General features: G+C 69.0%; 19 protein-coding genes. 6 read left to right on the top strand and 13 right to left on the bottom strand.

Annotated elements, in window-relative coordinates; genetic code table 11:
• Positions 1–348: 348 nt before the first annotated feature.
• On the top strand, positions 349–2,802 hold the full coding sequence (locus DKM19_RS42380) for a glycoside hydrolase family 3 N-terminal domain-containing protein (RefSeq protein WP_110704031.1): 2,454 nt from the start codon (positions 349–351) through the stop codon (positions 2,800–2,802).
• Positions 2,786–3,832: a LacI family DNA-binding transcriptional regulator gene (locus DKM19_RS42375; RefSeq protein ID WP_110704029.1), complete on the top strand. Its 1,047-nt coding sequence runs from the start codon at positions 2,786–2,788 to the stop codon at positions 3,830–3,832. The genes DKM19_RS42380 and DKM19_RS42375 overlap by 17 nt, the downstream gene beginning before the upstream one ends.
• On the opposite strand, the gene DKM19_RS42370 is transcribed toward DKM19_RS42375, so the two are convergent.
• Positions 3,829–4,407: a TetR/AcrR family transcriptional regulator gene (locus DKM19_RS42370; protein WP_110704027.1), complete on the bottom strand. Its 579-nt coding sequence runs from the start codon at positions 4,405–4,407 to the stop codon at positions 3,829–3,831. The two genes, DKM19_RS42375 and DKM19_RS42370, sit on opposite strands and share 4 nt — an antisense overlap.
• Positions 4,408–4,490: 83 nt before the next feature.
• On the opposite strand from DKM19_RS42370, the gene DKM19_RS50240 reads away from it, so the two are divergent.
• The 3 genes from DKM19_RS50240 to DKM19_RS42360 all read left to right on the top strand — a co-directional run bounded on the left by DKM19_RS50240 (position 4,491) and on the right by DKM19_RS42360 (position 6,393).
• The gene (locus DKM19_RS50240) at positions 4,491–4,652 is read left to right on the top strand and encodes a hypothetical protein (RefSeq protein ID WP_162642178.1); all 162 of its coding nucleotides are present in this window, start codon (positions 4,491–4,493) and stop codon (positions 4,650–4,652) included.
• Positions 4,653–4,664: 12 nt separating this feature from the next.
• Entirely contained in the window at positions 4,665–5,504 is an 840-nt protein-coding gene (locus DKM19_RS42365) for an ergot alkaloid biosynthesis protein (RefSeq protein WP_110704025.1), read from the top strand.
• Between the two features lie 238 nt (positions 5,505–5,742).
• Positions 5,743–6,393, top strand: coding sequence for a cysteine hydrolase (locus DKM19_RS42360; protein WP_110704023.1), 651 nt, complete (start codon positions 5,743–5,745; stop codon positions 6,391–6,393).
• 116 nt (positions 6,394–6,509) lie between these two features.
• Here the strand turns inward: DKM19_RS42360 and DKM19_RS42355 are convergent, their stop codons facing one another.
• The 7 genes from DKM19_RS42355 to DKM19_RS42325 all read right to left on the bottom strand — a co-directional run bounded on the left by DKM19_RS42355 (position 6,510) and on the right by DKM19_RS42325 (position 13,912).
• Complete coding sequence (locus DKM19_RS42355) at positions 6,510–7,058, bottom strand: hypothetical protein (RefSeq protein WP_110704021.1); 549 nt, start codon at positions 7,056–7,058, stop codon at positions 6,510–6,512.
• Positions 7,055–7,513, bottom strand: a complete 459-nt coding sequence (locus tag DKM19_RS42350) for a hypothetical protein (RefSeq protein ID WP_110704019.1) — start codon at positions 7,511–7,513, stop codon at positions 7,055–7,057. The genes DKM19_RS42355 and DKM19_RS42350 overlap by 4 nt, the downstream gene beginning before the upstream one ends.
• A gap of 39 nt (positions 7,514–7,552) precedes the next feature.
• Positions 7,553–8,335 (bottom strand): hypothetical protein, encoded by a 783-nt coding sequence (locus DKM19_RS42345; protein ID WP_110704017.1) that lies wholly within the window; start codon positions 8,333–8,335, stop codon positions 7,553–7,555.
• A gap of 25 nt (positions 8,336–8,360) precedes the next feature.
• Entirely contained in the window at positions 8,361–8,858 is a 498-nt protein-coding gene (locus tag DKM19_RS42340; protein WP_110704015.1) for a hypothetical protein, read from the bottom strand.
• Between the two features lie 48 nt (positions 8,859–8,906).
• Positions 8,907–10,448, bottom strand: a complete 1,542-nt coding sequence (locus DKM19_RS42335) for a hypothetical protein (protein ID WP_110704013.1) — start codon at positions 10,446–10,448, stop codon at positions 8,907–8,909.
• Positions 10,445–12,019: a pyridoxal-dependent decarboxylase gene (locus DKM19_RS42330; RefSeq protein ID WP_162642176.1), complete on the bottom strand. Its 1,575-nt coding sequence runs from the start codon at positions 12,017–12,019 to the stop codon at positions 10,445–10,447. Before DKM19_RS42330 ends, DKM19_RS42335 begins: the two co-directional genes overlap by 4 nt.
• A 726-nt stretch (positions 12,020–12,745) precedes the next feature.
• Positions 12,746–13,912, bottom strand: coding sequence for an acyl-CoA dehydrogenase family protein (locus tag DKM19_RS42325; protein WP_110704009.1), 1,167 nt, complete (start codon positions 13,910–13,912; stop codon positions 12,746–12,748).
• A gap of 250 nt (positions 13,913–14,162) precedes the next feature.
• Here DKM19_RS42325 and DKM19_RS42320 point away from each other — a divergent pair, with 250 nt between their 5' ends.
• Positions 14,163–14,753 (top strand): DUF4240 domain-containing protein, encoded by a 591-nt coding sequence (locus DKM19_RS42320; protein ID WP_204358465.1) that lies wholly within the window; start codon positions 14,163–14,165, stop codon positions 14,751–14,753.
• A gap of 199 nt (positions 14,754–14,952) precedes the next feature.
• Here the strand turns inward: DKM19_RS42320 and DKM19_RS42315 are convergent, their stop codons facing one another.
• From DKM19_RS42315 to DKM19_RS42295, 5 genes are all read right to left on the bottom strand, one after another.
• Positions 14,953–15,348 carry a nuclear transport factor 2 family protein gene (locus tag DKM19_RS42315; protein WP_110704007.1) on the bottom strand — a complete coding sequence of 132 codons (396 nt, stop codon included), beginning with the start codon at positions 15,346–15,348 and terminating at the stop codon, positions 14,953–14,955.
• 213 nt (positions 15,349–15,561) lie between these two features.
• Positions 15,562–16,863 carry an MFS transporter gene (locus tag DKM19_RS42310; RefSeq protein ID WP_110704005.1) on the bottom strand — a complete coding sequence of 434 codons (1,302 nt, stop codon included), beginning with the start codon at positions 16,861–16,863 and terminating at the stop codon, positions 15,562–15,564.
• 105 nt (positions 16,864–16,968) lie between these two features.
• Positions 16,969–18,474: a tripartite tricarboxylate transporter permease gene (locus tag DKM19_RS42305; protein WP_110704003.1), complete on the bottom strand. Its 1,506-nt coding sequence runs from the start codon at positions 18,472–18,474 to the stop codon at positions 16,969–16,971.
• Between the two features lie 20 nt (positions 18,475–18,494).
• The gene (locus tag DKM19_RS42300; RefSeq protein WP_110704001.1) at positions 18,495–18,956 is read right to left on the bottom strand and encodes a tripartite tricarboxylate transporter TctB family protein; all 462 of its coding nucleotides are present in this window, start codon (positions 18,954–18,956) and stop codon (positions 18,495–18,497) included.
• A 1-nt stretch (position 18,957) separates the two neighbouring features.
• Positions 18,958–20,007: a tripartite tricarboxylate transporter substrate-binding protein gene (locus DKM19_RS42295; protein ID WP_204358464.1), complete on the bottom strand. Its 1,050-nt coding sequence runs from the start codon at positions 20,005–20,007 to the stop codon at positions 18,958–18,960.
• Positions 20,008–20,119 lie beyond the last annotated feature (112 nt).

The raw sequence follows: 20,119 nt of genomic DNA, 5'->3' as shown, positions 1-20,119 counted from the left end.
TATGTCGAATGCCCAGGCTGGGCGCGGCTCCATGTGAAACATCAGTGGCGGTGGCCGTCGGTCGTGGATCAGCACCTCCGATGCCAGGCGTCCGCTCTTCGTGGGCCCAGCATGTCGAAACATTTCCGAAACAGGCCGCGTGGCACGCCAATTTAGATTTCCACTACGTGTCTGTCAAGGGGTGGTCTCATGTCGGTATGAGCTCTATATCTTGGATATGTAAGGTACTCTCATCTGGGATTTTGCTGGTCACCTCGCGTGCGCCAGAATGTCGCGCAGAGCTACCGAAACATGCCGAAATGTTTCGAAAAGTTGCGAGAATTGATTGTTTCCTTGAGGAGATAGCAGATGACGGCGCTAGATGGGACTTCCGCGGCGGGGCGGATCCTCCGTCCGTGGCAGGACCCGGCACTCCCCGTGTCCGACCGGGTCGACGCCCTCCTCGAGGAGATGACCCTGGAGGAGAAGGTCGGCCAGCTCGGCAGCCGGTGGCTCGGCAACGACATGAAGGCCGACCAGGGCGGGGAGTCCGAGGAGGCCGAAGGCACGGCGAACGTGGCCCCGATGCAGGACGTCTTCGCGGCTTCGGGGAACGTGCCCATCGAGGAGGCGGCCCGTCACGGGCTCGGCCACCTGACGCGGGTGTTCGGCAGCGCTCCGTTGACCGCGGTGGAGGGCGCCGCGGAGGTGGTACGGCTGCAGTCCGAGGTGGTGAAGCAGTCCCGGCTCGGCATTCCGGCGCTGGTCCACGAGGAGTGCCTGACCGGTTTCACCACCTACGGCGCGACCGTCTACCCGGCGGCCATCGCCTGGGGGGCGACGTTCGACCCGGACCTGGTGGAGCGGATGGCCGCCGCCATCGGGCGGGACATGCACGCCGTGGGCGTCCACCAGGGCCTGTCGCCGGTGCTGGACGTGGTGCGCGACTACCGCTGGGGCCGGGTCGAGGAGACCATGGGCGAGGATCCGTACCTCGTCTCGATGCTCGGCGCGGCCTACGTGCGCGGCCTTGAGCGCGCCGGGATCATCGCCACACTCAAGCACTTCGCCGGCTACTCCGCCTCCCGGGCGGCCCGCAACCACGGCCCGGTGCCGATGGGCCGGCGCGAGCTGATGGACATGATCCTGCCGACGTTCGAGGCCGCCCTCGTCGAGGGCGGCGCGCGTTCGGTCATGAGCTCCTACTCCGACGTGGACGGCGTTCCCTCCACGGCCGACTCGTGGCTGCTGACCGACCTGCTGCGCGACGAGTGGGGGTTCACCGGGACGGTGGTGTCGGACTACTGGGGGATCCCGTTCCTCGCGACGATGCACCAGATCGCCGCGGACACCGACGAGGCCGGGGTGCAGGCGCTGACCGCGGGCGTCGACGTCGAGCTGCCCGACACGCTCGGCTTCGGCCGGCACCTCGTCGAGCGGGTACGGCGGGGCGAGCTGCCGGAGTCCCTGATCGACCGGGCCGCCCGGCGCCTGCTCACGCAGAAGGTGCAGCTCGGGCTGCTGGAGGAGGACTGGACGCCGGAGAAGTCGGTGGCCGGGGCGGGGGCCGTGGACCTGGACTCGCCGGACAACCGGGCACTGGCCCGGGAGCTGGCCGAGCGGTCGATCGTGCTGCTCGACGCGGGCACCGCGCTGCCGTTGCTCGGCGAGGGGCGTCCGGAGCCGCGCCGGGTGGCCGTGGTCGGCCCCTGCGCCGACGACCCGCGCACGTTCATGGGCTGCTACGCCTTCCCCAACCACGTGCTGCCCCATCACCCGGGACTCGGGCTCGGCGTGGCCGCGCCCAGCCTGCTCGACGCGCTGCGGGCCGAGCTGCCCGATGCCGAGCTGATCCACGAGCCGGGCTGCGACGTGCGGAGCGACGACCGCTCCGGCTTCGCCGCCGCGCTCCGGGCGGCCCGCGAGTCCGACGTGTGCGTGGTCGTCGTCGGAGACCTGGCGGGGATGTTCGGGCTGGGCACGTCGGGCGAGGGCTGCGACGCCGAGGACCTGAGGCTGCCCGGCGTGCAGGAGGACCTGCTGGTCGAGCTGGCCGCCACCGGCACACCGGTCGTGGTGGTCGTCGTCTCGGGCCGCCCGTACGCTCTGGGCGCCGTGTCCGAGACGGCCGCCGCGCTCGTCCAGGCGTTCATGCCCGGCGAGGAGGGCGGGGCGGCCGTCGCCGGGGTCCTGTCCGGCCGGGTACAGCCCAGCGGGAAGCTTCCGGTGCAGGTCCCGCGCGGCCCGGGCGGGCAGCCGGGCACCTACCTGCAGCCGCCGCTGGGCTCCAACAGCCACGGCATCAGCAACCTCGACCCGACCCCGCTGTTCCCGTTCGGGCACGGCACCTCGTACACCACCTTCGCGATCGACGACCTGCAGATCAGCGACGCCGAGGTGCCCACCGACGGCGAGTTCACCGTGTCGGTGCGCGTGCGCAACACCGGCGGCCGGGCGGGCGAGGAGGTCGTCCAGCTCTTCCTGCACGATGTGGTCGCCCAGGTCACCCGGCCGGTGCTGCAGCTCACCGGGTTCGCCCGGGTCCGGCTGGAGCCCGGCGCGAGCGCCCTGACGACCTTCACCGTGCACGCGGACCGGACCGCGTTCACCGGGCGTGACCTGCGGCGCGTCGTCGAGCCAGGGGACCTTGAGGTGTTCGTGGGCGCGTCGGCGTCCGACCTGCCCTGCCGGGGCAACATCCGGTTGACCGGCCCACTGCGTCACGTCGGCCCAGACCGCCGGCTGGTCACCCACGTGGCCGTGGAACCGACACCGGGCTCTTCCGCCACACAGCAGGGAGGAACAGATGCCGGCCAGTCCTAGACGGGCCACGCTGGCCACGGTCGCGGCCTCGGCGGGTGTGTCGGTCGCGACCGTGTCGAAGGTGCTCAACGGCCGAGGCGACGTCTCCCCGGTGACCCGCTCCCTCGTGGAGTCGTTGCTGGAGCAGCACCACTACGTCGCGCTGCCGCAGCGCCGCCGGGGCGACGTGGCCGTGATGGACACGATCGAGGTGGAGCTCGACGCCGATCTCAACGCGTACTCGACTGAGATCGTCCAGGGCGCGGTGCGGGCCGGGGCCGAGGTCGACGCGGCGATCGTGGTGAGCATCCGGACGAACGACGACCGCGCCGGAGCCTGGGCGCGCGGCCTGGCCACGGCCGGGCGGCGGGCCCTGATCGCCGTCACCAGCGAGCTGACCGCCGACCAGCTCGCCGCCCTGTCGCGCGTGCGGTTGCCGCTGGTCGTGATCGACCCGATGAACCTGCCGCAGACCAGGGGGGTCACCAGCGTCGGCTCGACGAACTTCGCCGGGGGCCTGGCCGCGACGCAGCACCTGCTCTCGCTCGGGCACCGGCGCATCGCCTACCTCGGCGGCCCGGCCACCGCCGCCTGCAACCAGGCCCGGCTGCACGGCTACCGCGCCGCCTTGGAGGCCGCGGGCGAGTCGGTTCCCCCGAGCTACGTACGGTCGGGGCACTTCGTCTACCAGGAGGGCGTGACGGGCGGCGCGGCCCTGTTCGACCTGCCCGAGCCCCCCACGGCCATCTTCGCCGGCTGCGACGACATCGCACTCGGCGTGCTGGAGGCGGCCAGGGCACGAGGGTTGCGCGTGCCCGAGGACCTCAGCATCGTCGGCTTCGACGACACCCAGGTCGCCCGCATGGCCTCGCCCCCGTTGACCACCGTGCGCCAGCCGCTGCGAGAGATGGGCGGCGTCGCCGTACGCACGGCCCTGCGCCTGGCGGCGGGCGAACGTGTCGACTCCCACCACGTCGAACTCGCCACCGAACTCGTGGCACGCGGCTCCACCTCACCCGCCTCGCCCGAAGGCTCCTCCAGCCGCCGCTAGCCGCCCAGGATTTTGGCCGTGTAGTTCGCCAGGTGCGCCCTCATGTGCTCGGCGGTCATGCCGTCCTGGCCGACGAGGTGCTCGACGAGGTCGGCGCGGGTGGCGGCGAGCAGGGCGTGTGCGGTGAAGTCGTCGTCCGGAACGCCGGGGATCCTCCGCAGGGTGTCCCGGAGCGTGCGGTGCCACCACGTGTAGTGACCCGCCTGATAGGGGCTGCCGCTGCCGGCTTCTTCCAGGGCCAGGGAGAGGTGGCGGTTGTCGAGCTTGAAGCGGAGTACGGCGTCGAGCATGGCCAGCACGCGTTCGCGAGGCGGGCCGGTGGGGCCGAGGGGCGCCGGCCCCGCCTCCACGGCATCGCGCAAGGGTTGGATACGCGCTTCGGCCAGTGCGCGGATGAGGCCGGTCCGGTCGCCGAACCGGCGGAAGAGGGTGCCCTTGCCGACCCCTGCCGCCGCCGCGACGTCGTCCATGGAAACGCTGCCGGGGCTCTGGCTGCGGGCGAAGAGATCGTCGGCCGCGGCCAGGACGGCCTCGCGGTTGCGCAGGGCATCCGCGCGCTCCTTGCGCTGAATCATGGCCTCTCCACTTGCGAAACGGACCAGCGGTCCATATGCTTAAACGGACTCATAGTCCATATGTTAGGGGATGGCGCATTCCGATGACAGAGCCCACCACCGCGGCGGACGTGTACCGCCGCAGCCTGGACCTGCTGCTGGGCAAGGACATGGACGGCCTCATCGCTCATTACCGCGACTACTGGAACCCCCTCGCGATCCCGGGCTCCCTGGACGACGCGAAGTTCTTCCCCGCCGCACGATAAGAGGAGACGAAAATGACCGACCTCGCCATCCTGGTCACCGGAGCCACGGGCAACACCGGCAGCCGCGTCGTGTCCCGGCTCGTCGCCCTCGGCCACACGGTCACGGCGGCCAGTCGCCGCGCCACCGCGCAGGACGGCGCCCGGGCCGTCCGCTTCGACTGGCACGACTCCGCCACCTACGGCGGCGCGCTGCACGGCGCGGACCGGGTCTACCTCGTTCCGCCCATCGGCGACCCGGACCCGGCCGCCGTCATGGTGTCCTTCCTGGAGCAGGCCCGTTCCGCCGGTGTGCGGCGCGTGGCACTTCTCAGCTCCTCGGCCATACCCGCAGGGGGACCCGGAGTCGGCCAGGTCCACGGCCTGCTCGCCGGCCTGTTCGACCAGTGGGCGGTGCTGCGGCCGTCGTGGTTCATGCAGAACTTCACCGATCAGCACCCGCACGCGGACAGCATCCGCAACGACGGCGCCATCCTGACCGCGACCGGTACGGGCCGGGTCGGCTTCATCGACGCCGACGACATCGCGGCGGTCGCCGTACGAGCCCTCACCGACGAGACCGCACCCAATGCCGACCTGGTGATCACCGGGCCCGAGGCTCTGAGCTACGACGACGTCGCGGGCATCATCGCCCAGGTCACGGGCAGGACCGTCTCCCATCGGCCGCTCACCTACGAGCAGATGCGCGACCGCCTGACCGCCGCGGGCATCCCCGAGGAGTTCGCCGCGATGCTGGCCGGTATGGACTGCGCCATCGCCGAGGGGGCGGAAGACCGCACCACCGACACCGTCGAGCGGATGACCGGCCATCCGGCTCGTGGTTTCCGCGAGTACGCCGAAAAAGTGATGCGGTGAACCGGTCGCCGTTCGAGGACGATGCCCGGTCCTGGGTTGAGACCGTGACGGGCCGTCCTCCCCGGCGGCGAGGGCGTCCAGCCCTCTGAGCTGCCCGAACTCGGCAGCCGACCTCGGTCCCTGCGGGCGGCTGACGATTGCCGGCCGATCGGAAGGGGTATGCCTCGCAGCCTGAGCCATCCGGATGGGGGGCCGGTCTTGCCGACGGCGAGCCGGGAACGGTAAAGGGGCCGGGGCAATGGAAATTCAGCGGTCCGACACTGCGGTGGTGTTCATCGACCCGCAGAACGACGTGCTGAGCGAAAAAGGAACGAGCTGGGCGGTGGTCGGTGCGAGCGTCACCGAAAACGGCACGGTCGAGAACATGGAGCGCATCTTCAGGGCCGCAAAGGAGCGGGGCTATGACGTTTTCATATCGCCCCACTATTTCTATCCCACCGACAGCGGCTGGACGTTCAACGGACCGCTGGAGACCGACGAGCTCCGGACGGGCACCTTCGCGCGGAGCGGCCCGCTGGATCTGACCGGTTTCCGCGACTCCGGCGCGGACTGGCTGGATCGTTTCAAGCCCTACATCGAAGACGGCAGGACGATCGTCGCCAGTCCACACAAGGTGTTCGGGCCGCAGACCAACGATCTGGTCCTGCAACTGCGCAAGCGGGGAATCAACAAGATCGTTCTTGGTGGCATGCTGGCGAACCTGTGCGTCGAATCCCACCTGCGCGAATTTCTCGAGCAGGGCTTCGAGGTGGCGGTTGTCAGGGACGCGACCGCCGGACCGCGGCATCCGGACTGGGGCGACGGCTACGAAGCGGCGATCGTCAACTACCGATTCCTCGCTCATGCGGTGCCCTCGACCGAGGAAACAGTCGAGCGCATGCTCCGGTAGGTCCTCCTCATCTTCGAGGAGCAGGCCGGGCGCCCGCGCCGGCCGGCCATGGCCGCCGCCCGGCGGCGACCATGACCTCCACCTTCACCACACCGCGTTCGCGGCCCCGGAGACCGTCAGACGGGCAGTACCCGCAGGGCGGGATAGCGGGGCGAGTTCAGATACAGCTTGTCGGTGCCGTGCTCCTTCTCCAGCTCCAGGACGAACCGATAGCGGTAGAGCCCCGGCCGGGCGTCGCTCATCACCGCCCCGGCCCAGTAGTAGTAGACGGCGGTGTACTGGTCGCGCATCCGGTCGGGAGCGCCGTAGACCTTGAGCTCGGTCATGATCCGGCGTTCGGCGACGTCGTCCTCGTCGCCCTTCTCGATGTCGAGAAAGACCAGATTGTTGATTTTCGGCATCGGAGGCCAGGTGCCGTCAGGACGGCGGTGCATGTCGATCGGGCGGATGATCCAGTTGACCACCTGACCCTGCTTGCAGATGGTCTCCAGATTGTCGGCGCCCTGCCCGACCCCGCCGACGCTGTTGTCCATCATGTAGAGGCAGCCGTCCAGGGACTTCGTCGCGGCGGCCTTCTCCATGTCGACGAGGGTCACCACGTTCAGCTGGACGGAGTTGAGCTGGCCGTGCTCGGTGAAGTCCGAGGCCGCGTACGCCTGGGTCATCGGCCTTCCTTTCCCTCTTTGGCGGGACCGGCCAGGGCCGGCCGGGCGTTGGGGGTGAACGGCGTGGTGACGGTGCCGAGCAGGAACGAGAGCCGGTACGGGAGCGGTTCGGTGAGGTCCTGCTTGACCTCGGCGGTCCAGTACACGATGTCGGTGCCGGGATACACCTCCTGCGTGGGCTCGGCGATCCGCGGGTCGATCTCGACGTCGGTGAGGGCCACGTAGGTCTCGCACTCCAGCGGGATCACGTTCCAGAGCAGGGTGTCGCCCTTGCGCACTCGGCTGTGCAGCTCAGGGGTGCCGAAACCGGTGGACCCCGCGGCGATGTTGGTGTCGTAGAGATAGAGGTTGTCGTCCAGGTTCTCCGACGCCAGCGCGGCCACGGGGTCGACCACCGCGGTGATCGTCACGGGCCGGGCGGGCCGGCGTTCGGGCTGTTTGTTCTTCGGGGGCATGCGGCTCCTCCATTCGAAGATGCTCTGGCGCGGACCGGGTCAGCCGGCGGCCGGGACGGACGGGAGGGGAAGAACACCCAGCCCGTTGCCGGTGAATCCGTTGCGCTTCGGATCGGTGATGACTTTGAGGCTGGACTCGCAGGTCATCTCCACGGACTCCCAGACCAGCTCGTCGTTGTGCGCGACCAGCTCGTGCAGCTGGATGTGCAGGATGTACGGGTAGACCCCGGGCCGGCTCGTGTCCACGGTCGCGGCCCAGTACCAGCCGTCGTAGACCATGTCGGGCGATCCGTACTGGGCCGGGTACATGATCTTCTCGGTGACGGCCGGACCGGTGATATCGGTGATCACCGGAGACGGATAGTTGTACGCGCCGGGGCTGCCCGTGGTCTTACCGGTGACGTCCAGCAGCTTGGCCTCGGTGAGGCCGCGCCCGCTGCCCGACTTGCGGGCGCGCTTGCCGACCCGCTTCTGCAGCCGCTTGAGATCGGTGCTGCTCGCACCGTCCTCGCCGCCGAGCGCGGCCAGTTCCTCCAGCGTGCGCCGGTCGTCGGCGCGTTCCTGCTCGGCCAGGTAGTTGCGCGGCACCGTCGAGGGGATCGACCCCAGTGCCTCGGGCAACCAGTTCAGCACCTGCTCGGTCGCCTGCGACCCGTCGAGGTAATGGGTGCCGGGCACGATCGTCACCAGCTGCTCGGTGCCCACTCCCTCCGAGCCGAACAACTTCATGTTGTCGAACCAGTACGTGTTGCCGTCGAGCGACCGCGTCCGAAGCGCGTTCTCGACGTCGAAGAGCACGATGATCCCGTGTTGCTGGGCCATGAAACCGCCTTTCGCAGAACGTGGCTCACACGCGCAGAAGCGCGGGCGAGTCGATGTGCAGCACGCTGTTGGGTCCTTCGTGGAGCCTGAGGGAGAGCCGGTACCGGTACGGGACACCGGGCGTCATGTCGTAGGGCACGACGCCCTCCCACACCAGGAGGTCGTGGTTCTCGTACCCGTTGGAAGCCATGGCGTCGGCCCCCGTCGTGGGCACGGCACCGGGTGCCGGAGCGGGGGGTTCCACCGGGTGCGGCGGCACGGCCTGGTCGGCCGTGAGCGGGACGGCGCCACCGGACAGGAACTCGATGGCCTGGATCTCGACCGGAGTCTGCACGTCCACGTGGATGGGCGTCCACTGGACCACCTGCCCCGGGACCACCGCCGTGATGAGATCGGGGGTCCCCTGGAGCCTGCTCCCCGCCGAGCTGTCGTCGACCAGCGAGAGGTTGCCGTTGTGCAACGTCCTGTCGGACAACGCCCCTACGGCGTCGACCATCACGACGATGCTGATCCTGTCTTTCATCGATCCTCCCTTGTTGGATGTCATCCGGGCGTACGGGCCACCACGTGCTCAGCCCCGGTCCCTGACCAGCGGCGTCTTGCCGACGGTGGTCCGTTCGATCTGTGGTGAGGAGGGCGGCACGAACGCCAGCCGGAACCCGTACCCGGTCTGCTCGATGGCCGCCGCGTTGGCCTCCCGGTCGTTGAAGAGCGACAGGGAGCTCGGCAGCGCCTGGGTGAACAGCCGCCGCGTCCCGCTCGGGCCGAGGGCGTGCTCGACGGCCGCGGCCGTGCCCTCGGCGTCGTCCACCGCGACCAGCAGGGTGAGGGTCCGGTCCTCACGGTGGTTGTGGAACTGGACCTCGTGCGCGACCAGGTCCAGGTCGATGCCGGCCGTCGAGCGCAGCCGTCCGCGCAGGGCCGCGTAGGCCAGCGTCGCCGAATACTGGCTGTCGTTGAGGTGCAGCACGTCGGCGGTGCGCCCGGCGAACTCGAAACGCTCGGTGCGCAGCCCGGGCCCGTTCAGGGCGGAGCGGCGGATCATCCGATCGCCGAGCTTGAGCCGGAGCAGCGGCGTCTCGTCGGCGTGCAGCCGGGTGACGACCAGCTCGCCCTCCTCGCCTTCGGCGACGGCACGGCCGTGCTCGTCCACGATCTCCACCAGGTGCAGCCCCGGCACGGCGGAGAGCTCCGGCGAGGTGTGGTCGAGCTGGAGCCCGACGCACTCGGCCTGGGTCGCGGCGAAGTAGCTGAGGATCGACACGTTGGGGAAGAACGCCTGCAGCTCGTCGCGCTTGCGCTGCGGCAGGGAGCCGCTGCCGTACATGGCGACCCGGAAGCTCGCCCTGGCCTGCGGGGTCAGGCCCGCGCCCAGCTCGGGCAGGAGCGCGATGCCGGCGGTGATGCCCATCAGCGCCTTGGGGCCCGGGTAGGAGAACATGTGCTCCAGCACCGGCGCGCTCACCGGTCCCGCGCCGATGTAGTTGACGTCCGGGACGTGGGACAGGACGCCGCCGACCATGGTCCCGCTGCTCCACATCTGGTAGTCGGCCAGGGTGGTGAACAGCCAGCGCGGCGCGGGACCGCGCAGGTAGCGGCCGAGCTGGTAGGCGCCCATGAACTCCCCGGCGATGCGGTAGGTGTCGCGCAGCTCCCGCAGGGAGTACACGATCTCCAGGGGCATGCCGTCACCGGTGCCGCCGCTGGCCACCACCTCGAACCCGCCGTGGCCGAGAGGCACGACCATCCCGGCTCGCGCGCCCATGAACATGTCCCGCTGAACGGTCTTGTCCGAGAGGGGGATCCGCTCCCACTCGGACATGTCGGCGGGGGCGCTGCGGATCCCGAAGTAGTTCAGCCGCTCGCGCCACAGCGGGTTGAGCAGGGTGATGCCGACGAGCTGCTGAAGCCGGCGGAACACCAGCGCGTTCTGGAGGTCGAGCGAGGACTCGCAGTACGGGGTTCCGGTGAGCCGCCCGCACTCCTCCAGCTTCTCCGCGAACGACGGCAGCCGGGTGACGTCGTCCACCGAGCGGGGCCGCAGCTCCTCCTCGGGGATCAGCTGTGCCGCCAGCTCCGTCGAGGCGGCGATGTCCAGATCCGTCATGGTCATGAGTGACTCCCATTCCGTTGGTCGTGCCGGGCCGCGGCGCTCGCGCGCAGCACCCGTTGCCCGATTTCCCTGATCTCGGCGATGAGCATGGTCAGGTGGTCGGCGTCGATCAGGTGGTTCATCACCACCACGCGCAGCGCCGCCACCCCGTCGATGTCGACCTTGGAGATGAAGAAGCGCCCGCCGTCCCGGATCCGGTTGCGGATCTCCAGCTGCAGCCGGTGTACGGTCGCCGGGTCCAGGCCGTCCGGCCGGTACCGGAAGCACAGGATGTTGGACTCCGGCTCGTGCACCACGGCGAAGTCCGGCTCGTCGGCGATCATCCGGTACGCCTGCCGGGTCACCGCGCACAGCCGGTCGATCTTCTGCGCGAACAGCGCCGGGCCGTAGACCGACCAGACCGTCCAGAGCGGCATGATCATCGGGCGTTTTGTGCACTCGAAGTTCTTGTCCGCGCTGTCGTAGGCGCTGTAGATGTCCGGTTCCTCGTCGAAGACGTAGCTGGCGCGCTGCCGGAACGCGCCGCGCGCCGCCGCGCCGTCGCGGTAGAAGAGCAGCGTGCACGGCGCCGGCATGAACAGCATCTTGTGGGCGTCCCAGGTCAGCGAGTCGGCCTGCTCGATGCCGCGCAGCCTGTCCCGGTGCCGGTCCGACAGCAGCAGGCTCGCCCCGTGCGCCCCGTCCACATGGAGCCAGAGCCCATGCCGGCGTGCCACGGCCGCGAGCTCGTCCAGCGGGTCGAAGGCGCCCATCGACGTGGTCCCGGCCGAGGCCACCAGACAGAACAGACGCAGCCCGCGCCGGTGCGCCTCGTCCAGTACGGGGCCGGCCAGATCGGGACGGATCCGCCCGGCCCGATCGACCGGGAGCCGGACGATCTGCCGTTCGCCGATGCCGAGCACCCCGGCCGCCCGGGTCACGCTGTAGTGGGCCTCCTCGCTGACCGCGATGGCCGGGGAGCCGGACATGCCGCCGGTGCCGCGCGTCCAGATCTGCGGGAAGGCGCGGTCGCGGGCGGCCAGCAGCGCGGTCAGGTTGGCCAGGGAGCCCCCCGAGGTCGTCACCATGGCGAACCGGTCGCGGTTCCAGCCGATGAATCGGTTGAGCTCCTCGGCCATGAGCCGCTCGGCGACGCTGGGGAGCTGCCCGGCCTCGTAGAAGGAGGAAGGCTGGTTGACCACCGAGCCGACCAGGTCGATAAGGCTGGCCAGCGGCACCACGCCGGAGAACTGCCGTCCCATGTAGCCGGGTGAGTAGACCGGGATGCCGGTCCCCGTGTACAGGTCGACGATCTGGTTCACCCGGTCGGCGTCGAAGTCGGCGATGCGCTGCCGTTCCGGGGTCATCAGTCCCCGCGCGGCCTTCAGCAGCACCGCCGGATCGAGAAGGTCGAGCCCCCGGACCGACCGGTCGCCCAGATACGTCGTCAGGCGGCTGACGATGTCCACGGCGCCGTCGTGGAAACGTCCGGGATCGAAGGCCGCGGTGAGGCCCGGCGTGGGTGACCGGTAGCCTTCGCCGGTCGTCGGCTCTGGAAAGGAATTGTGGACATCGGAAAGCGAATTCGTCACGGAGGAGACTCCAAACGATCCGGCATTGAGAACGCCCATGCGATCGCGCCCGGACAAGAGTTCGGACATGATGAATTGAACTCCGGGCAATCACATGAAGGTTCTCGCGAATAAATGCGTGATCTGCGGCGATGCGTCGAACGAGAAGGGGATCCCCGGCATCCGGGGACACGAGACGGAATTCGTGCCGTCGATGGGCCGTTCCGGCAGGTTGGAACGGTCCATCTTTGGGAGGGGATGTCGATCGGTGGTGGTGGGGGATGGCATGAGAGGGCTTCGCCGCCCTCTGCTCATGCCCTGTTCAAGCGGTTCGAATCAGTCGGGCGATGAGGTCGCCGGCGATCAGGATCTGGAGGAGACGCGTCGTGGATGAATCGCGATTGATTCGGCCTGAATTTCAGCCGCAATATACGTTGGCACGCCCGTCATGTAAGGGAGCTAATCATTGATGGCGGGAGAGGCGCAAGGCCTCGGCTGCAGGTGGAGTGGCAGATTCCGGCCACGGTCACTTGCGCATAATGATTGAAATGGGGAGATGTTCGGTGAGTCTCAGCTGCTTTGGAGCCTATGAGTTTTTCTCACAAACTTGCACCAATCTCGGCATGCGAGACGCCGCCTTGGCGGGCAATCCTATTAGCAGGACATTATTATTACACGTGGTTATATGCTCCAAAATATGACAGAAGCCTCGATGGGCCAATCTTTCCCGGCGCGTCGGACCACCCCTCACGCCTCCAGGGCGAAGAGCATCCAGGACTGATCCGGAGCCAGGCCGGCCAGTTCGCGGCCGCACTCCTGAAGCGCCTGCGGGCCCGAGGTGATGTGCGCGGTGCCGGCGTTGACGTCCCTGAACAGCCGCTGGATCAGCCCGTCGCGCAGCGCCGTGGTGCCGCCCGACGCGTAGACGAAGCGGGCCACCTCGGCGACCGTCGACGTGACGTGGTTGAGCGTGAGCCGCACCAGGGTCTCCTGGCGTACGTCGAGTGTCCGGCCCGAGTCGAGGGTGCGTTCCGTGTCCTCCCACGTCTCGTGCACCAGGGCCCTCGCTGCGCGGAACTTCGCCTCGGCGCGGGCGAAATCGGCGTGAAAGGCGTTGCTGTCGGCGATCTGGCCGGGCCGTCCGGTCCGTGCCCGGGCGTAACGGCTCAACTCGTCGAGCAGCCGGCGGCCGACACCGAGTGCCCAGGCGGAGTGGCAGATCAGTGCCTGGTCGAGCACGCCGAGCCGGTAGATCGCGCCGCCGCGCAGCGGCTCGTTCTGCGTGAAGATGTGCGTCTGCGACTCGGGGACGAAGGCTCCGTCGATGGCGTAGTCGATGCTGCCCGTCGCGCGCAGCCCCAGGACGTCCCAGTTGCCGAGCATCTTGACGTCCTCGATCGGGGTGATGAAGATCCGGGCCTCGTCGGTGCCCTCGATGGCGCCCAGGCTGTGGACGTACTGGGCGTGCGGCATGCCCGAGGCGAAGCTCCACCGGCCGCTGAGACGGAAACCGCCGTCCTCGCGTACGGCTGTGCCCGGCCGGGTGCCCTGGCCCGCGAAGAGCGGCATCCGCGGGCCCTTGAAGATGCGTTCGACGGCCTCGTCACCCAGGTAGGCGCCGGCCGTGCCGTTCTCCAGCGTGGTGGCCATGACCACCCAGCCCGTCGAGGGGTCGGCGTAGGAGAGCTCCTCGAAGACGGCGATCAGCTCCCTGGGGGACAGCTCCGCGCCGCCCAGCGACGCGGGCACCCATACGCCGAAAAGTCCTGCCTCATGGAGGGCGTCCACGACGGGGGTGGTGAGCATGCCCTGCGCCTCGGCCGTGGCCGCCTCGCGCTCGATCAGTGGGCGCAGGACGCGGGCTCGGTCCAGCAGGGTGGTGCCGGCGGTGTGCAGTCGCGGCGTGACGCTCATTTCCAGGTGCTCCTGTTCGTGATCGACGGCGCTCGTACTCTTCAGTCAGATCACGTAAGCGCCACGTTGTCCAGAGCCGGTAACCGGTGGAAACCGGGGCAACGGAGCGGAGTAGGGGTCGGTCGTGCGGAACGTGCCGCGTCGATTTGCTCTGACAGTCTGGCCGGATGCCGGTGGATCTCCACGGCGGTGATCGCCCGGGGGATGAGGCGACCCCAGGGTCATGGGGCAGAGGGCCGTCGTCGTTAGAGTGACCGGCGTGAAGATCGATGTCTGGTGGGATCTTATCGAGCGGGCCCGGGCCGCGGTCGGTGAGCGTGCCGATGACCGAGACCCGCCCGGCGACCCGCTGGTGCCGGTGCTGACCACCCTGCTCTCCGAGCTGGAGGCCGCCGAGATCATTGCGTTCGCACAGCTCCTGATCCGGGTTCGTGACTCCGCGTACCGGTGGCCGCTGTGGAACGCGGCGCAGCTCATCGAGGGCGGTTGCGGCGACGATGGCTTCAGGGACTTCCGCGGTGGGCTCGTGCTGCTGGGGCGCACGACGTTCACCCGCGCCGTCGCCGATCCCGACTCGCTTGCCGAGCTGCCCGTCGTCGCGCGGATGAGCCGTGAGGAGCAGGGCTGGATCGGCTGTGAGGACCTGTCGTATGCGCCACGGGAGGCGTACGGACGTGTGCAGGGGGAGACGGACTCGTTCGATGCGGTGATGGAGGCCACGGTGCCGGGGCTAGACCGGCCCGGCCGCCCGGCGGGTGAGAACTGGGACGTGGATGACGAGGAGGAGACCCGCCGACGCCTTCCCCGCCTCGCCGCTCTTTTTATCGATCAGGAGAGCTGAACCCGGACGATGAGTTCGACCGGGAACGCCTCGAACCGGTGAAGGCGCTGACCCGCTGCGACATGACCTCCAGCCGTTCGGCCGTGCACGCCGTACGGGTCGCGCCGGTTTCCGTCTCACAGATCTCTGACCGGTCGGACATGGTTATGGCGGCGATCGGCGCCATTCGGCTCACCGGGATTTCAGGAAGGATCCGGCTTCACCACCCGAACGGGAACGGGTGATGACCGGACTCAACGAATGAGTAGTCCCGAGATTCGCTGACCAGGCCGTCTGGGTTGAATCGCAACATTGTGCATCCGGAGATGGTCAGCGGGCCACTCTCATAGCGCGACAGCGCCCAGTACTCGACGGCGGCCTGGTCACCCTCGACCACGGGCTCGGCGAAACGAGCCCGTGTCGGCTCGACCTCCGACGCGAACGCGTCCCGAAGGTATTTTCTGAGCCCGTCACGTCCTCGGTGAGGGGCTGCGAAGGGCGTCGACCAGTGAACGCCGTCTTCGGCCTGGCAGGCGACGATGGCTTCGGCGTTCTGTCCTTCCCAAGCTGCGGCCCACGTATTCGCCCAACGCAGCGCGGCTTCGCGAACATCCATCACAGTCCTCCGAGATTGATGATCCCCCTACGGCCCGATGTGGACATTACAACCCCGCTCGGACATTTCATGGATGAAGCCGAGGCCCATTCTCGCTATGGCTCGGAGCACCTGTTCTGCCGGTTCTCCACGTCAACGGTGACAAGGTAGCGTTCACAGACACAATCGGCCCGGGGTGAATGTCCTGTTCGAGGAACCCTGCCAGGTTCGGCCTCAGGTTTCCAGGTCCGGACCTACGCTGCCAATGACCTTGTCGTCAGGTGTCGCGCGTGGAGATGCGGACGTGGCGAGGTGGCGGACCTTCAGCAGCGGGATGGCCGCGGCGAGCATGCCCGCCATACCCAACGCCAGGACGGGTGGCGACCCCCATCCCCGCAGGAGCAGCTCGGCGAAGTTCTCCAGCGACTCGTCGGCGAATCCGGTCAGGCCGGTGAGCAGGAGCAGCGTGCCGCCGGTACGGCCCAGCAGCCGGTCGGGCGTGATCGCCTGGCGGTGACTGAGCAGGGCGACCGCGATGACCGTCCATCCGGCCTGTGGGACGACCGTGCCGATCGCGTACCAGACCGCACCCCACGCCGTGTCGGCCAGCGCGGACAGGAGCGCGAACGGAGGGGTCACCAAGGCTGCGAGCCAGGCCATCCGGAAGACGCCGACGCGCCGGTGCAGCAGCACAACCGGCAGAACCACGGCGAGGGACGCCACGGAGCCGGCGAGCGTCGTCCATCCCAGATCGATGCGATCCGAAAGAAGCGCCGCATGGACCGTCTCGCTGGTCGCCTCCTCGACCACTTCCTCGAACAACGGCGACAGCACCAGGAACAGGGCGATGGCCCGGAGCACCGGATGGGTCAGGGTGAAGCGCACGCCCTCGGCCAGCTCCCGCCACAGGCCCGCTCGCGGACCCGGCGGCTCCTCCGGAGCGTCGATCCCGCGAAACAGAAACGCTGAGAGGGCGAGCACCACGGCCATGACGAGCAGGACCGAGGACTCGGAGCCGTCCGTGAGATAGACGGTCACCAGCATGACGCCGAGCACGACGATCGCCGGCACGACGGTCAGCACGGCGTTCGCCGAGAGCAGCCGGTCGCGTCCGACGACGGCCGGCAGGTAGGCATCGTGGGCGATCGATGTCCCCTGCAGCATCCCGATGATCATTCCCACCAGGGCGACGTGCGGCCAGGTCGCCGCACCCAGCCAGGCCGCGACCGGAACCGAGGCGAGCAGCACCGCCCCCAGCAGGCTCATCGCCACCAGCACCGACCGGCGCCGTACCCGGTCGACCAGCACGCCGAGGGGCAGGGCGAGCAGCAGCAACAGCAGATCCCCGCCCGTGTCCGTCCAGCCCGCCACGGACCCGATCGTGGCCGTCCAGCCGAACAGGGAGTGGTCTCCGGACATCGTCAAGAGCAGAAAGGCGGACACGGAACCCTGGACGTACACGGCGGCCCAGGAGCCCGCGCTGCCGCCGACGAACAGCAGGAAGCGGCGCTGCCGGAACAGGCTGGGGGAGATCATCCCCGCATCCTTCACATGACCGCCCACCACGGCAAATCGGCTGCAGGCCGCCGATTTCTCCGCGGGCCGCTTCAGGCGGAACGGACGGTGAAGCTGTAAGGGTTTCTATTCGTCCTCGGTGAACACGATCTCGCGGCGCTTGCGAATCGCAGGGAGGACGGCGACGACGAGCGCTGCCACGGCCAGGACCAGGAGCACCGCGGAGATCGGCCGGGTCAGGAAGACCGACGCGTCGCCGCGGGAGATGATGAGCGCCCGCCGCAGGTTCTCCTCAAGCAAGGGTCCGAGGACGAAACCGAGCAGCAGCGGCGCCGGCTCGCAGCCGCACTTGATCAGGATGTAGCCCAGGATCCCGAAGAACGCGATCGCGTAGACGTCGTACGCGTTGAACTCCAGGGAGTAGGTGCCGATCGCGGCGAACAGGATGATCATCGGGAACAGCACCTGGTACGGGATGCGCAGCATGCGCACCCAGACGCCGATCAGCGGCAGGTTCAGCAGCACGAGCAGCACGTTGCCGATCCACATCGACGCGATCAGGCCCCAGAACAGCGCCGGTTCGTCGGTGATGACGTTCGGGCCGGGGGTTATGCCGTGGACGATGAACGCGCCGACCATCAGTGCCATCACCGGGTGTGCGGGCAGGCCCAGGGTGAGCAGCGGGATGAACGACGTCTGCGCGGCGGCGTTGTTCGCCGACTCGGGGCCGGCGACGCCCTCGATCGCGCCGCGCCCGAACTCCTGGGGACGCTTCGAGACCCGCTTCTCGACGGCGTACGAGGCGAACGAGGCCAGCACGTGGCCACCGCCGGGCAGGACGCCGAGCGCGGCGCCGAGACCGGTGCCCCGCAGGATCGGGGCGATCATCCGGCGCCGGTCCTCGCGGGTCGGCCAGAGGTTCTTCACCTTGCTGATGACCGCCGTACGGGTCTGCTCGTTCTCCAGGTTGCGCAGGATCTCGGCCACCCCGAACATGCCGACGGCGACCGACACGAAGTCGATGCCGCCGTACAGCTCGCGCTGGCCGAACACGAACCGGGGCGTGCCGGTGTAGATGTCCTGGCCGACCGTGCCGAACAGGACTCCGAGCGCGATCATCGCCAGTGCCTTGAGCGTCGAGCCACGCGCCAGCGTGATCGACACGATCAGGCCGAGCAGCACCAGCGAGAAGTATTCGGCCGGGCCGAACTTCAACGCGACGCGGGCCAGCGGTGGGGCCGCGACGGCCAGCACGACGGTGGACACCGTACCCGCGATGAAGGACCCGATCGCAGCGGCGGCCAGTGCCGCGCCGGCCCGGCCCTGCCGGGCCATCTCGTGCCCGTCCAGCGCGGTGACCGCCGCCGACGACTCACCGGGCAGGTTGATCAGGATGGCGGTCGTCGAGCCGCCGTACTGCGCGCCGTAGTAGATGCCGGCCAGCATGATCAGCGCCGTCACCGGCTCGAAGCTGAACGTGATCGGCAGCAGCATCGCCACCGTCGCCGTCGGCCCGATGCCGGGCAGCACGCCGACCGCCGTCCCGAGCAGTACTCCCACGAAACAGTAGAGGACGTTCTGGATCATGAAGGCGGTCGAGAAGCCCAGCGCGAGGTTGTCGAGAAGTTCCATGCCTCAATCCGGATGCCGCGTCAGAGTCCCAGCCACGGGCCCCATAGCGGGATCCGCAGCTGAAGTCCGAAGACGAAGATGAGCGTGCCGGCCACGGTCAGCCCGGCGGCCACGGCCACGGCCGTGAGCGGCCGTACGCGCGAGCTGGCCAGCGTGGTGAGCAGGGCGGTCACCGCCGACGTCGGGACGAATCCGAAGCCCTCGACGGTGAATCCGAAGAACAGGACCGCGAGCACGATGACGGTGACCGCACGCCAGGGGATCGGCCCGAACGAGACCACCTCGCCGGCGATGAGCCCCTTGATGACGATCGCCAGGCCCAGGGCGATCACGGCCCCGCCGACCAGCGCGGGGAAGGCGCCGGGGCCCATCCGCAGCGGGGTGCCCAGCTCGTAGCCGAGCGACCCCACCACGAACGCGCCACCGATCAGGACGAAGATTCCCCCGGCGAGGACGTCCGGGAAGGACCGGCGGCGCTCCATCTCAGGAGGCCTTGACGCCGGCGTCGGCGATGACCTTCGCCCAGGTGCCGAGCTGCTCTTCGAGCTTGGTCCGGAGCGCCTGCGGGGTCGCGTCCCCGGCCGGGACCGGCGCGGTGCCGAGCTTGGCCATCCGGTCGATGACCCCCGGGTCGGCCAGCGCCACCTTCAGCGCCTCGGACAGCTTCTGGACGTCCCCCTGCGGCGTACCCTTCGGGACGTAGAGACCGTGCCACACGCTGACCTGGAGCTGGGGCAGCCCGGCCTCGGTCGTGGTGGGCAGGTCGGGCAGGCTCTTCACCCGCTCCGGCGTGGTGACCGCGTACGCCTTCACCTCGTTCGCGGAGATCTGGCCGCTGGTGTTGGTCGTCTGGTCGCACATGAAGTCGACCTGGCCGCCGACGAGATCGGTCAGCGCGGGGCCGGTGCCCTCGTACGGGACCTCCTGGAGCTTGACACCGGCGGCGGTCTGGAACAGCAGGCCGCACAGGTGGGACGCTGCGCCGATGCCGGCGTTGGCCAGCGTGACCTTGCCGGCGTTCGCCTTCACGTAGGTCACGAGTTCCTGGAGCGTCTTGGGCTCGAAGTCCTTGCGGGCGACGACCGTCATCGGCACCTCGGTGACGAGCCCGACCATCTCGAAGTCCTCGAGCGGCTTGTAGCCCAGGTCCTTGTACAGGGCGGGCGCCGTCGACATGCCGATGTGGTGCATGAGCACGGTGTAGCCGTCGGGCTTGGCTCGCGCGACCTCGCCGGCGCCGACCGTGCCGCCCGCGCCCTCGACGTTCCGGACGACGATCTTGCCGCCGAGCTTGGCGGCCATCGGCTCGGCGATCATGCGGGTGACGGTGTCCGTCGGGCCGCCCGCGCTGAACGGCACGATGAATGTGATGTTCTGGTCCGGATAGCCGCCGGCGTCGCCTCCGCCGGTGCTGCCACCGCCGGTGCCGCCTCCGCCGGCGGTGCCTCCGTTGCCGGCACAGGCGGCGACAAGCGAAGCGACGCCGATCGCGGCGATCATCCGCGCGGCACGGTATCTGCTGGTCGTTCTCATATCGCGGCCTCCTCGTCAGCGCATGCGCATTTATCGGTGAGTGCGTGGACTCAGTCTCGGTTGACGGGGACGCGGATGGTGTCAGAGAAATCCCAAGAATGCGCCGAAGGCC

It is taken from the genome of Streptosporangium sp. 'caverna', from assembly GCF_003203775.1.
In the GTDB taxonomy this organism is placed as follows: Bacteria; Actinomycetota; Actinomycetes; order Streptosporangiales; family Streptosporangiaceae; genus Streptosporangium; species Streptosporangium subroseum.
This window is presented reverse-complemented; position numbering and strand designations above follow the sequence as displayed.

Coding starts and splice junctions, on each gene's coding strand:
- DKM19_RS42380 (WP_110704031.1), top strand. CDS start 349: ATGACGGCGCTAGATGGGACTTCCGCGGCGGGGCGGATCCTCCGTCCG.
- DKM19_RS42375 (WP_110704029.1), top strand. CDS start 2,786: ATGCCGGCCAGTCCTAGACGGGCCACGCTGGCCACGGTCGCGGCCTCG.
- DKM19_RS42370 (WP_110704027.1), bottom strand. CDS start 4,407: ATGATTCAGCGCAAGGAGCGCGCGGATGCCCTGCGCAACCGCGAGGCC.
- DKM19_RS50240 (WP_162642178.1), top strand. CDS start 4,491: ATGACAGAGCCCACCACCGCGGCGGACGTGTACCGCCGCAGCCTGGAC.
- DKM19_RS42365 (WP_110704025.1), top strand. CDS start 4,665: ATGACCGACCTCGCCATCCTGGTCACCGGAGCCACGGGCAACACCGGC.
- DKM19_RS42360 (WP_110704023.1), top strand. CDS start 5,743: ATGGAAATTCAGCGGTCCGACACTGCGGTGGTGTTCATCGACCCGCAG.
- DKM19_RS42355 (WP_110704021.1), bottom strand. CDS start 7,058: ATGACCCAGGCGTACGCGGCCTCGGACTTCACCGAGCACGGCCAGCTC.
- DKM19_RS42350 (WP_110704019.1), bottom strand. CDS start 7,513: ATGCCCCCGAAGAACAAACAGCCCGAACGCCGGCCCGCCCGGCCCGTG.
- DKM19_RS42345 (WP_110704017.1), bottom strand. CDS start 8,335: ATGGCCCAGCAACACGGGATCATCGTGCTCTTCGACGTCGAGAACGCG.
- DKM19_RS42340 (WP_110704015.1), bottom strand. CDS start 8,858: ATGAAAGACAGGATCAGCATCGTCGTGATGGTCGACGCCGTAGGGGCG.
- DKM19_RS42335 (WP_110704013.1), bottom strand. CDS start 10,448: ATGACCATGACGGATCTGGACATCGCCGCCTCGACGGAGCTGGCGGCA.
- DKM19_RS42325 (WP_110704009.1), bottom strand. CDS start 13,912: ATGAGCGTCACGCCGCGACTGCACACCGCCGGCACCACCCTGCTGGAC.
- DKM19_RS42315 (WP_110704007.1), bottom strand. CDS start 15,348: ATGGATGTTCGCGAAGCCGCGCTGCGTTGGGCGAATACGTGGGCCGCA.
- DKM19_RS42310 (WP_110704005.1), bottom strand. CDS start 16,863: ATGATCTCCCCCAGCCTGTTCCGGCAGCGCCGCTTCCTGCTGTTCGTC.
- DKM19_RS42305 (WP_110704003.1), bottom strand. CDS start 18,474: ATGGAACTTCTCGACAACCTCGCGCTGGGCTTCTCGACCGCCTTCATG.
- DKM19_RS42300 (WP_110704001.1), bottom strand. CDS start 18,956: ATGGAGCGCCGCCGGTCCTTCCCGGACGTCCTCGCCGGGGGAATCTTC.
- DKM19_RS42295 (WP_204358464.1), bottom strand. CDS start 20,007: ATGAGAACGACCAGCAGATACCGTGCCGCGCGGATGATCGCCGCGATC.